A 12,526-nucleotide genomic window follows, 5' to 3' on the forward strand; every position below is an offset into this window, starting at 1 on the left:
TGCAAAATCAAGTAACTACATTAAAGAAAAGCTTTTGGAAAAACATTTATGAATGTAGACTTTATCAACCCCTTTCTTTCTTCAATGCTAAACGTTATGTCAACCATGGCGCAAATGGAATTAACGCCTGAAAAACCTCGTTTGAAAAAAAATGAAATAGCAAAAGGCGATGTTTCAGGTTTAATTGGTATGGTAGGCAAACAAACTAAAGGTTCTTTATCTATTACCTTTGAAGCCAAGTTAGCACTGGCCACTATGAAGAAAATGGTTGGTGAAGGCCCAGATGAAATCAATGACGAAATTACTGATTTAGTGGGTGAAATTACCAATATGGTTACTGGCGGCGCAAAACGTATGCTAAGTGAGAAAGGCATTGAGTTTGATATGGCAACCCCTATAGTGGTTTCTGGCATTGATCACACTATTCATCACAAAGCTGACGGACCCGTTATCATCATGCCGCTAACGTCTGAATACGGTACTGCGTATATTGAATTTAGTTTCAATAAATAATCGATTTACATAACAATATTTAGCCTCGTTTACACGGGGCTTTTTTATGTTCAGAAAAACCTAATTACCTAAACTAAGTACCTGCATACAAACACGTGGGGATTCGTTCTAGTCACAACCCAAGTATCAAGATCCATGTCGCTACAGGTTTATGGTTTAAGCAAACATTAAATCAACATTACATATAGCGCCTCTGGCAGGCTATATAGTGTTTGGCCATTTCTTTAGGTCGAACTTCAGTCTGTCAACGTGACGGGCCAAATATAAACAACCCAGTTAATTTCATCTGAGGCGACAACCATTAACCACAACAAAGCGGCATATTAAGACCTGACTCTAACGCGGTATATTCATCTCATAACATACACCTCAATGTAAAAAACCTATACACTATAATAATACGTTTATTAAAATTACCTTTGGAAAAGCCTTATGTGGCAACAAGTAGAGTTAACACTACAACCTTATCAACGTGGTTTTCACTTAATCACAACTGATATTGAGCAAATACTCGCTGAGCTCTCCCCCGTGCGTTTTGGCTTGTTACATCTTTTCATCCAACATTCTTCAGCATCGTTAACGATTAACGAAAATGCTGACTCAACAGTGCGTGATGATATGGAACGACACTTTAATCACTTCGTCCCAGAAAATGCCTCTTATTATCGTCACACTTATGAAGGCCCTGATGATATGCCGGCCCACATTAAGGCAAGTACCTTAGGCAGTAGTGTCAGTATTCCGTTAAAAAATGGCCAAATGAACTTAGGACTTTGGCAAGGAATTTATCTAGGCGAGCACCGTGTTCATAGCAGTGCAAGAACCCTAATACTGACCGTTAGTGGCGAGTAATGTATCGCTATATTATACCAATCTCATTAATTATCTGATCATTTTTACTGGTTAAAACAACCAACTACTGCGTTATTTATTTAATAATTAGCACAACTAGTTATTAAAATAAATGCCTTATATTTGGCCATTTTTCCTGCGTATAAAGTAGACCACCTAATTAATGAAATTGGCATTACTCGGCTACACACTAGATTTTTGTGGTTAAAAGTTTAAAACATAGCTATTTATCTGCTATCGAAGCATAGTTTTATAAGTGTTTTTCCGTGCCTATTTGAGCGATTGAACTTAAAAATACCCTTTGGTACAATATAGATATTCAAACAAAGTGAACGGATATTGTTGTGGTTAGTGGTCGCAAACGCAAATTTAATGAGCAAACTGCATTGCAAGCAGCAATGGAAGTGTTTTGGGCGAAAGGTTTTGTGGGCGCTTCTTTAGCTGATTTAACAACGAGTATGAATATTAACAAACCTAGTATGTATAGCGCGTTTGGTAATAAAGAAAGCTTATTTATTAAAGCGACTCAACACTATATAGAAAATAATATGAAAGCCCACCTTGGCGCTTTATACGCAGCAAACATACCATTAAAAACACGTTTAAAAAACTATATGATGTCAATTGTCGGTATGCAATGCAGCACTGAGCAACCCAAAGGTTGTTATTTGGTACTGTGTCAATCAGAAGTCGCTGGTGGTGATATTCCAACAGAAGCGGCAAAGTTACTTATTGACATAGAAGCAGCGCCCAAAGCTTTATTGACCGAGTTATTCTCCACTGATGAGGAAGCAATATCCTTAGGCTTAAATGAAAATTCAGCCGGTAACGCCTTAAGTTTATACACGGCACTAAAAGGCACAGCATCGATGGCGCGCTCAAAAGTACCACCAACAGAACTTGAATTTGTTATTGATACTATGTTGACTGGCGTATTTAGTACCGGTAAAAACCATGCTGCGCCAACACCAAAATTACCCTAGTCTTCTCTACTACCTGCCTCAACTTTACTGCTGAAATTCGAAGGCCCTATACCTATTGATAGCCATTGATAACCATTGATAACCATTGATATGCATTATCATGAGTTCAGCTTAGCGCTACAACTGCCTACGCTTTATTTCCTTGCTCAACTTTAATTACGCTTAATCAACCTCAGTAACTCTTAATCTACTTTAATTGCTAATCACTAAGGCAATACCAAATACCAGAAATACACATAACTATCTGATTTTATAACTTAATAAATATTTTACTTAACAAAGTCCTAGCAAACTAAATTATTTATATCGCTGGCTGTTGACTTAATCATACCGATCGGTACAATAATAGGCAATTACTTACCGACCGGTATATTAAATATATTCTTAGCTGGTTGGTCAATTTTTTAAGCATTAAATAACAATAAGCTTATTGCAACAGCAATCTGTTGTTACAAGCTGCTTTTATAAAGGAAATTTGATATGACGACATTAACTACACACACGATTGAATCAGCACCAGAAGCAAGTAAAGCACTATTAGAAAAATCAGTTAGTGCATACGGTATGTTACCTAACTTGCACGGCGTGTTAGCTTCGTCACCCGGTTTATTAAGCGCATACCAAACATTACATGAGCTTTTTGTTAACTCTTCATTTGACGCAGAAGAACTCACCGTAGTTTGGCAAGGCATCAATGTTGAGCACGGCTGTACATACTGTGTACCCGCTCATACCGGCATTGCACACTCAATGAAAGTAGATCCTGATTTAACGCAAGCATTGCGTGATCAACAAGCAATGCCTACGGCTAAACTGCAAGCTTTACTTGATATGACCTTAATTATTGTTCGTAATCGAGGCAATGTTACTAATGAAGAATTAGCGGCATTCTATGCTGCTGGTTACGGTGAGCAACAGTTGTTGGAGATCATTTTAGGTTTATCACAAAAAGTGATCAGCAATTATACCAATCATATTGCCGAAACACCTGTTGATGATGCATTCAAGCCATTCGCTTGGGAAAAAACAGCCAAGTAACGGGCGTTTTTATCTAGCGACTAAACCATCTACATGGCTTTAGTCGCTATTTTCTGTGCTAACAGCAAAAGGCAAAGTGTACGATTGATAACCGCGCTATTATAAAATGCAATCTAGAACGGCTTTACTGTCATAGCCTAGCCACTTTTTATCACTTTTTATAACTTTTAAGAGTGAATTTTTATGGTTACTTTGCCAGCTGAATATGCACACGACGGGTAATATTACACAAAAGTTCGTAAGGAATAGTTGTAGCAAATTCAGCCACTTCTTCAACTGCTAAACCTTTGCCCCATAACGTGGCAATATCGCCAACGCTATCTTGGCTTTGAGCGCCTAAATCTACCGTGATCATATCCATAGTTACCCGGCCAATAAGCGGCACACGTCGACCATTAATTAAAACCGGTGTACCGTTAGGGGCATGGCGGGGATAACCATCACCATAGCCAATAGCAACTACACCTATAATAGTCTTACTTTCACTCACCCAAGCACCGCCATAGCCAACCGCAGATCCTGCCGCAATTTCACGTACAGAGATCAAACTTGATTGCAAAGTCATGACTGGGGCAATACCGTCTATGTAGCTATCTGCTGCTAGTGGTGAAACACCATAAAGTAATAAGCCAGGTCTAATCCATTGATAATGGCTTTCTGGCCAAAGTAAAACGCCAGCAGAATTAGCTAAACTTTTTTCGAGGGGTAAATCAGCGCTAAGTTGATCAAATAAGGAGATTTGTTTCGCTGTTGCTAAGTTGTTTTTATCATCCGCACAACCTAAGTGGCTCATCAGCACTATGGGCTGCTGAACATTTTTTGATTGACTTAACGCTTGATAAAAATGTGCTAGTTGCTCGGGATTAATACCCAGTCTATGCATGCCAGTATCGATTTTCAGCCAAACTTTTAGCGGAGCATCCAGTGTAGCATCCAAAATAGCCGCCAGCTGTTGCTCGTTATGCACTATGGTTTGTAAGTTACTCGCCGCCAGTATATCAATATCTTCTTTAGCAAAAAAACCTTCAAGCAATACAATAGGTTTTACAATGCCCGCGGCTCTAAGTGCCAGCGCTTCATCAATACGCGCGACACCAAAAGCATCAGCATTGGGCAGTGCTTTAGCAATCAGCTCTAAACCATGACCATAACTATTCGCTTTAAGTACCGCTAAAATTTTAGCCTTAGGCGATAATGACTGAATAAGCTGGTAATTATCACTTAGTGCATCTAAATCAATAATCGCCGTGGCTGTGTGCAATGTCATGGGCGTTTAATCTTCGCCTAATACGTGCGGGCCAGCATAATTATCGAAACGAGAAAATTGTCCTTGGAAGGTTAAAGGCACTCGACCAATAGGGCCATTACGCTGTTTACCAATAATAATTTCAGCCATACCTTTGTATTCAGAATCATCGTGATAAACCTCATCACGATAAATAAACATGATTAAGTCAGCATCTTGCTCAATTGAACCTGATTCACGTAAATCTGAGTTTATTGGTCGTTTATCAGAACGCTGCTCCAAGCCACGGTTAAGTTGAGATAACGCCACTACTGGCACTTCTAATTCTTTTGCCAACGCTTTTAATGAACGAGATATTTCAGCAATTTCCAAGGTTCTGTTATCAGAAAATTGTGGCGCACGCATCAATTGCAGGTAATCGATCATGATCATACTAATACCGCCATGATCTCGGGCAATACGTCGTGCTCGCGAACGCACATCGGTTGGTGTTAAGCCCGCCGCATCATCAATAAACATTTTACCTTTTTCAATTAACAAGCCCATGGTTGATGATAACCGCGCCCAATCTTCATCTTCTAATTGACCGGTACGAATTTTAGTTTGGTCAATACGACCAAGTGATGCCAGCATACGCATCATGAGTTGCTCTGACGGCATCTCTAAGCTGAAGATTAACGCGGGTTTATCTTCAGTCATGGCAGCATGTTCGGCCAAGTTCATGGCAAAAGTCGTTTTACCCATAGACGGACGGCCAGCAACAATGATGAGATCAGATTTTTGAAAACCTGCAGTCATTTTATCTAAATCAGTAAAGCCACTTGAAACGCCAGTAACACCGTTAGTCGGTGATGCACAAAGTTTCTCAATACGATCAACCGTTTTTTCTAAGACTGAATTAATATTTTCTGGGCCTTCCGACTTATTAGCACGTTGCTCGGCAATCGCAAAAACCTTAGTTTCGGCAAAATCGAGTAAATCGGCACTACTACGCCCTTGTGGATCATAACCCGCTTCTGCAATTTCATTAGCCACACTGATCATTTCGCGCGTTACCGCACGTTCACGCACAATAGTCGCATAGGCGGTGATATTGGCGGCACTTGGTGTGTTTTTCATCATTTCAGCGAGATAAACAAAACCACCAACATCATCAAGCTTTTGATCGTTTTCAAGCGCTTCAGATAAGGTGATCAAATCGACCGGCTCACCTAACTCAATTAACCGACCAATAGTCTCAAAAGTAATACGATGTGATCTACTATAGAAGTCTTGTGCAACAACTCGTTCACTTACGCGGTCCCAAGTTTCGTTATCTAACAATAAACCACCTAGCACTGATTGCTCTGCCTCTAAAGAATGCGGCGGAACTTTTAACTCATCAATTTGTTTGTCTCGAGGAAACTGATTGTTTTTACTAAACTTGGTTGGCTTGCGATCGGCCATATCACACCTTAAATGCTTGGCGATAATCTCTGCTTATTGGCGAGCATATTGGCGCAATAAACTTTATAAAATTATTCGAAAATAAAGAGAGCAAATATAGCAGAAATTCCCCATAAGCAAAATGATATTAACAAGAAATATCTCACTATTTTAGCCGCCAAAAAGGATTGAATTTTCTTGTTATAACGTCAATAAATAAAGCACGACTAAGCGATTTAACGCACTATTTAGCTATTTCAAAGCGTCGAGATCACGCGTATGTATATTTTGTAAGGTATTTAGCAACTCTATATATGGCCAAATCACGTGATTTAGCTATGATGAACAACTTAAAGCGATCTTGGCAGTTAAGAAAAATAACAAAATTTATTTTAAGCGACGTTAAGAGGATAAAAATGTTGAGTTAACATGACACACAAGCTTAATTTTTGACAAAAAAAAAGCACCTAAAGGTGCTTTTTTCTACTGGTATATTAGCAGAATTACTTCTTGCTAAGAGCACCAAAACGCTTGTTGAATTTATCAACACGACCACCGGTCTCAGCAGATTTTTGCTTGCCAGTATAGAATGGGTGACATTCTGAACACACGTCAAGATGTATGTCTTTAGTTACAGTTGAACGAGTTGTAATAATGTTACCACAAGAACAAGTTGCCTTGAACTCTGTATAATTTGGATGGATACCGTCTTTCATGGGAAACCTCTGTTAAGGCCGCATCGCCACTCGGTCAGTCATTATTGCTGCCAAGCACCATACGAGTTAAAAATAATGGAGGCGAATGTTATAGTATCGCTCTTCCTATGGCAATAAAAATTGCTAAAAAATTGAGCAATAAAGCGCTTAATTTCATAAAAATCCCCCTGGTCTAATTTTCGAGCTTGGCATTGCGTCATTAAGCAGTAGAATATGCATAACATTTTATTTCTATATGACAGTATTTTTGGCAATAACTTCAACAGATATATACCTGCAAGTTGCAATACCCGTTCCTATGCGCCAGTTGTTTACTTACAAACTACCGGCGGAACTCAACACTAACGCCGTGCAATTAGGTGAACGAGTTATTGTGCCTTTTGGCTCTCGTCAAGTGGTTGGTATTGTTTTGTCGATAGATGAAAGCACTGAATATGCAGCTAAAAAATTAAAATCAGTGCTCAGTCGCGTTAATGACAACTTCAGTTTTTCACCTCAATTACTGCATTTTATTCAACGCTGTAGCGACTACTACCATCATCCTATTGGTGATGTGTTCCAACAAGCATTACCGGTTTTATTGCGACAAATAAAACAACCTGATGTTGAGCTACCGCAAGTTTGGTTAACAAAAGCAGACTTAAGCGAAGAAGAACAAACAACTACCGCCAAACGCTCACCCAAACAAGCTGAGTTACTCACTATGCTTAACCAGCATCAAGGCATGACATGGTCAGAGTTACTAACCCTTGGCTTTAATAAAGCACAGCTTAATGCCCTTGAGAAAAAAGAATTCATTTATAATAAAAGCCGTGCGGTAACTTTATTTCAATGGCAAGAGCAAGCATTACAGCAAGATAACCGACTAGAATTATCAACAGAACAAGCGTTAATTGTCGCCACGGTGAAAGAGCTGCAAGCGCAGTTTTCTTGTCACTTAGTTGATGGTATAACCGGTAGTGGTAAAACCGAGGTTTATTTACAGGCCATGGAGCAAATACTGGCCAACAACAAACAAGTGTTAGTCTTAGTACCTGAAATTGGCCTAACACCACAAACCTTAAGTCGCTTCGAACAACGCTTTAATGTGCCGATAAGCCTGCATCACTCAGGTTTGAACGACAAAGAACGCTTACAAACTTGGCTAGAAGCACAACGAGGAACCGCGGCGATTGTTATTGGTACCCGCTCGGCTATCTTTACTCCGCTTAATGATTTGGGCATGATCATTGTTGATGAAGAACACGATGCTTCATTTAAACAGCAAGACAGCTTTCGCTATCATGCGCGCGATATTGCCATACTCAGAGCTAGGCAACTTAATATTCCCATTATACTCGGCACTGCCACACCCAGTTTTGAGTCACTGCAAAATGCCTTGAGCGGAAAATATCATTATCATCAATTACGCAAACGTGCCGGTAATGCCTCAACAGCAAAAATCAGCTTAATAGATGTGGCGCAACAACAAATGGAACATGGCCTTTCCGGTAGCTTAAAACAAGCCATAAAAAATACCTTAGCCCGTGGTGAGCAAGCATTAATTTTTCTTAATCGTCGTGGTTATGCCCCCGCTATTAACTGCCAAGAATGCCATTGGATTGCTGATTGCCAACGCTGTAATAAACCTTTTACCTTACATCAGGGCCAAGGGTTGCTGATTTGCCATCATTGCGCCAGTCAAAAACGCATTCCACCACAATGCCCAAGTTGTGGCAGTGTTCGCATTAAACCCTTAGGACAAGGCACAGAGCAATTAGAAGAAAAAATTGGTGAATTGTTTCCTGATTATTCTACCGTGCGCATTGACCGAGACAGCACGCGTAAAAAAGGTGCCTTAGCTAAGTTATTAACCGAGGTCAGTAATAAAGAGCATCAACTCTTGATTGGCACCCAAATGCTAGCAAAAGGCCATCACTTTCCTGATGTCACCTTAGTTGCTGTGCTTGATGTTGATGGGGCTTTATTTAGTTACGACTTTCGCGCGGCTGAACATATGGCACAACTTTTAGTACAAGTGTCAGGCCGAGCCGGTCGCGCAAGTAAGCCTGGTAAAGTCATGGTACAAAGTAAATTCCCTGATCATCCATTACTGCAAGACTTAGTACAAAATGGCTATCAACACTTTGCTAAACAAGCGCTTATTGAGCGCCAACAAGCCTTATTGCCACCCTTTAGCTTTCAAGCATTATTTAGAGCTGAAGCAAACTACCCTTCTTACCCAGAAAAATTTTTACGTGCTATGACCCAAATAGCCTTTGAAGGTTGCCAGTTTGCTGGGCCTGTGCCAGCAGCAATGGGGAAAAAAGCGGGTAAATTTAGATTCCACTTAATTTTGCAAGCCAAATCTAGAAAACAGCTGCATCAAGCCGTATTTAAGCTAATTCACCATAGCGCCACAAATGAATGGCAATCAAAAGTTAAATGGTCAATTGATATCGACCCAGTAGACTTAAGCTGGTAATTGCTGCGTCGAAAAACACAGCCTACAGCCTACTTCACCAGGAGGAAAAACCAAGCTAAAAACTTGTCTTTAAACTTCCCTTAATCCCTACTCAGGCTTGTCTCACTCTTCCCTCCCTGTAAAAAAAACCTAGTTAACAGGGAGAAAAGCAGGAGGACTGCAGGAGCAAAAACACAGTAAAACCAAGCTCAAAGCTTCTTTAACTTACTGACAGCTGACAGCTAAAAACTTGTCTTTAAACTTCCCTTAATCCCTACTCATGTTTAGCCTGGGCTGAGTTTTATGCAATTAATGCACTCAATGGGTGATATTTCTTTAGTAGTTGGTTAGAATTGACGAAAGTTTTCTAGTATAAAGTTTTTCATGGCACATCAAGATTACGTTTCCCGCTCTCGAGTAAAAAATAAAAAACAAAGCCCATATAAAAAAAATGTTGAACCAGCTCAAGGTAGCTCATTGAAAGTAAAATTAATTGCCGCTTTTTTAGTGATCGCGTTGCCCAGTTTTGGCTACCTGCTGTGGAGCATTAAAGACAAGCAACCTGCAGTCGTTGTTGCCCCTAAAGTGATCAAGGTAAAAAAGACTACAGAAGTCGCTGAATTACCTGAACTACCAAAGGAAAAATGGACCTACGTTGATGACCTAAAAAGTAAAGAAATTGAAGTAGGTCAGTACGAAGTTAAGAACAAAGGCCCCTATAAAATGCAATGTGGCTCATTTAGAACTCGTAAACAAGCAGAGTCATTAAAAGCAAAAATAGCCTTCACTGGCCTAGAAGCACAAGTGGGTAAATCTGTCGGTAGCTCGTCAACCTGGTATAAAGTTTATTTAGGCCCTTACGATAAAAAACGTAACGCAGAAAAAGATAAACATAAATTAAAAAACAACGCGATCCACGCTTGTAAAATTTGGGGTTGGGATTAACTCAATATTGATACTTTAGCAATGTATGTATTTATATATGTATGAATTGCTTAAGGCCTTTTCCAGCCGATTTATTAAGGTATCTCAATTAGTATTAAACCGTCAGTTTCAAGGCATAACTTGCCGTGGTCAACTAGCCCCCTTTTAAAGCGACAAATACTAACTCTGTATTCAAAGACTGACTCAATGCTTGCCTCGTTTATCGGTATTAATACCGATAAACGACAACAATAAAATACCGACAGCTGATCATAAAAATAGTCACTTCATCTCATAGCTACAAGCTAAAATTCAACCTACAGCCAACTTAACACTGAACGATATTGTTTTTAACAGACAACGCAAATGTATAGCTTAAAATCGTTTAAAGTTGTCTGTTTACTATTATTCATCACCGCTCCCTTGAAAAAGCTTAAGCCACCCCTTATCTAATCTACATTAGACAAGCCGACTATATCAGTTGGCAATATGGAAGAGGTTAATTGTGACTACTATTGTTTCTGTCCGACGTAATGGCAAAGTTGCCATTGGTGGTGATGGTCAAGTTTCCCTTGGCAACACTGTAATGAAAGGTAATGCACGCAAAGTGCGCCGTTTATATAATGGCAAAGTACTTGCAGGTTTTGCTGGCGGCACAGCTGATGCATTTACCCTATTTGAACGTTTTGAAAGCAAGCTAGAAATGCATCAAGGTCATTTAACTAAAGCGGCCGTTGAACTAGCAAAAGATTGGCGCAGTGATCGTGCGCTGCGCAAACTAGAAGCTTTATTAGCCGTTGCTGATGAAACAGCCTCACTCATCATTACCGGTAATGGTGATGTTATTCAAGCAGAAAACGATCTCATTGCCATTGGTAGTGGTGGGAATTTTGCCCAATCAGCAGCCACAGCATTACTTGAAAATACCGAGCTTTCTGCCAAAGAAATCGTTGAAAAATCATTGAAAATTGCTGGTGACATTTGTGTATTTACCAATCAACAACATGTGATTGATGAACTATAACCGCCAATTTGTAAGGAATTAATATGTCGAATATGACACCACGTGAGATAGTTCACGAACTCGATAACCACATTGTTGGTCAAAGCGATGCCAAACGAGCGGTTGCAATAGCACTGAGAAACCGCTGGCGTAGAATGCAACTGAACGAAGAGTTGCGCGATGAAGTTACCCCTAAGAATATTCTGATGATTGGCCCCACAGGTGTCGGTAAAACAGAAATAGCTCGACGCTTAGCTAAACTAGCCAATGCACCCTTTATTAAAGTGGAAGCAACTAAGTTCACCGAAGTCGGTTATGTCGGTAAAGAAGTCGAAACTATTATTCGTGATCTTGCTGATATGGCCATTAAGATGACCAAAGAGCGGGAAATGGCTCGTGTAAAACACTTAGCCGAAGAAGCTGCTGAAGAACGTATTTTAGATATATTACTGCCGCCAGCTCGCGACAGTTCAGGCAACGACGAGCAACCAGAAAACAGTTCAACTCGTCAAGCCTTTCGTAAAAAATTACGCGAAGGCCAACTCGATGACAAAGAAATTGAACTCGACTTAGCCGCACCACAAGTTGGCGTTGAAATTATGGCACCTCCTGGCATGGAAGACATGACTTCACAATTACAAAACATGTTCCAAAGCATGTCGAGTGATAAAACCAAAAAACGTAAACTGAAAATTAAAGAGGCTTTCAAGGCCTTGCAAGAAGAAGAAGCGGCGAAAATAGTTAATCAAGACGACATCAAAGAAAAAGCAATATACGCGGTTGAACAAAACGGTATTGTCTTTATTGATGAAATAGATAAAATTTGCAAACGTGGTGAAAGTTCAGGCCCTGACGTATCAAGAGAAGGTGTACAACGAGACTTGTTACCATTAATTGAAGGTTCTACCGTTAGCACTAAACACGGTATGGTGAAAACTGACCATATCTTATTTATTGCTTCTGGCGCTTTTCAAATGTCAAAGCCCTCTGATTTAATTCCAGAATTACAAGGTCGACTACCGATCCGTGTTGAATTAAAGCCGCTCACCGCTGAAGACTTTGTGCGCATACTCACTGAGCCTAATGCCTCTTTAACAGAGCAATATATTGCCTTGTTAGCGACTGAAGGCGTGCATATTTCATTTAGTGAAGATGGCATTAAAGCGGTTGCTAATGCTGCGTGGCAAGTTAACGAAAGTACTGAAAATATTGGTGCGCGACGTTTACATACCATGATGGAACGCTTAATCGAAGAGCTTTCGTTTACCGCCAATGATCGCGCTGGAGAAAGCATTCTAATCGATGCTGAATTTGTTGCTAATATTTTATCTGATCTGATTAAAGATGAAGATCTAAGTCGCTTTATTTTATAATAGATAAAAT

At 39.9% G+C, this 12,526-nt stretch carries 11 protein-coding genes; 8 read left to right on the forward strand and 3 right to left on the reverse strand.

The window, feature by feature from the left end; genetic code table 11:
• Positions 1 to 48: 48 nt before the first annotated feature.
• The 4 genes from H4J65_RS04885 to H4J65_RS04900 all read left to right on the forward strand — a co-directional run bounded on the left by H4J65_RS04885 (position 49) and on the right by H4J65_RS04900 (position 3,386).
• Positions 49 to 513 carry a chemotaxis protein CheX gene (locus H4J65_RS04885; protein WP_182183372.1) on the forward strand — a complete coding sequence of 155 codons (465 nt, stop codon included), beginning with the start codon at positions 49 to 51 and terminating at the stop codon, positions 511 to 513.
• A 432-nt stretch (positions 514 to 945) separates the two neighbouring features.
• Positions 946 to 1,365 carry a secondary thiamine-phosphate synthase enzyme YjbQ gene (locus H4J65_RS04890; protein ID WP_182137453.1) on the forward strand — a complete coding sequence of 140 codons (420 nt, stop codon included), beginning with the start codon at positions 946 to 948 and terminating at the stop codon, positions 1,363 to 1,365.
• A gap of 344 nt (positions 1,366 to 1,709) precedes the next feature.
• Positions 1,710 to 2,348, forward strand: a complete 639-nt coding sequence (locus tag H4J65_RS04895; protein ID WP_182196205.1) for a TetR/AcrR family transcriptional regulator — start codon at positions 1,710 to 1,712, stop codon at positions 2,346 to 2,348.
• 480 nt (positions 2,349 to 2,828) lie between these two features.
• Positions 2,829 to 3,386, forward strand: a complete 558-nt coding sequence (locus tag H4J65_RS04900; RefSeq protein WP_182196209.1) for a carboxymuconolactone decarboxylase family protein — start codon at positions 2,829 to 2,831, stop codon at positions 3,384 to 3,386.
• A 187-nt stretch (positions 3,387 to 3,573) separates the two neighbouring features.
• Here H4J65_RS04900 and alr read toward each other — a convergent pair whose 3' ends face one another.
• The 3 genes from alr to rpmE all read right to left on the reverse strand — a co-directional run bounded on the left by alr (position 3,574) and on the right by rpmE (position 6,773).
• Positions 3,574 to 4,647 (reverse strand): alanine racemase, encoded by a 1,074-nt coding sequence (alr, locus tag H4J65_RS04905; RefSeq protein ID WP_182196291.1) that lies wholly within the window; start codon positions 4,645 to 4,647, stop codon positions 3,574 to 3,576.
• Positions 4,648 to 4,659: 12 nt separating this feature from the next.
• Positions 4,660 to 6,078, reverse strand: a complete 1,419-nt coding sequence (gene dnaB, locus H4J65_RS04910) for a replicative DNA helicase (protein ID WP_182137457.1) — start codon at positions 6,076 to 6,078, stop codon at positions 4,660 to 4,662.
• Positions 6,079 to 6,560: 482 nt separating this feature from the next.
• Positions 6,561 to 6,773 (reverse strand): 50S ribosomal protein L31, encoded by a 213-nt coding sequence (gene rpmE, locus H4J65_RS04915; RefSeq protein WP_182137458.1) that lies wholly within the window; start codon positions 6,771 to 6,773, stop codon positions 6,561 to 6,563.
• 247 nt (positions 6,774 to 7,020) lie between these two features.
• On the opposite strand from rpmE, the gene priA reads away from it, so the two are divergent.
• The 4 genes from priA (at position 7,021) to hslU (ending at position 12,516) form a co-directional block, all read left to right on the forward strand.
• Positions 7,021 to 9,237, forward strand: a complete 2,217-nt coding sequence (priA, locus tag H4J65_RS04920) for a primosomal protein N' (protein ID WP_259367530.1) — start codon at positions 7,021 to 7,023, stop codon at positions 9,235 to 9,237.
• A gap of 363 nt (positions 9,238 to 9,600) precedes the next feature.
• Positions 9,601 to 10,161: an SPOR domain-containing protein gene (locus H4J65_RS04925; RefSeq protein ID WP_182183326.1), complete on the forward strand. Its 561-nt coding sequence runs from the start codon at positions 9,601 to 9,603 to the stop codon at positions 10,159 to 10,161.
• Positions 10,162 to 10,645: 484 nt separating this feature from the next.
• Positions 10,646 to 11,164, forward strand: a complete 519-nt coding sequence (gene hslV / locus H4J65_RS04930; RefSeq protein ID WP_182137461.1) for an ATP-dependent protease subunit HslV — start codon at positions 10,646 to 10,648, stop codon at positions 11,162 to 11,164.
• Between the two features lie 23 nt (positions 11,165 to 11,187).
• The gene (hslU, locus tag H4J65_RS04935) at positions 11,188 to 12,516 is read left to right on the forward strand and encodes an ATP-dependent protease ATPase subunit HslU (protein ID WP_182137462.1); all 1,329 of its coding nucleotides are present in this window, start codon (positions 11,188 to 11,190) and stop codon (positions 12,514 to 12,516) included.
• The last annotated feature ends 10 nt before the right edge of the window (positions 12,517 to 12,526 follow it).

The sequence above is a fragment of the Colwellia sp. MB02u-9 genome, from assembly GCF_014077085.1.
In the GTDB taxonomy this organism is placed as follows: Bacteria; Pseudomonadota; Gammaproteobacteria; order Enterobacterales; family Alteromonadaceae; genus Cognaticolwellia.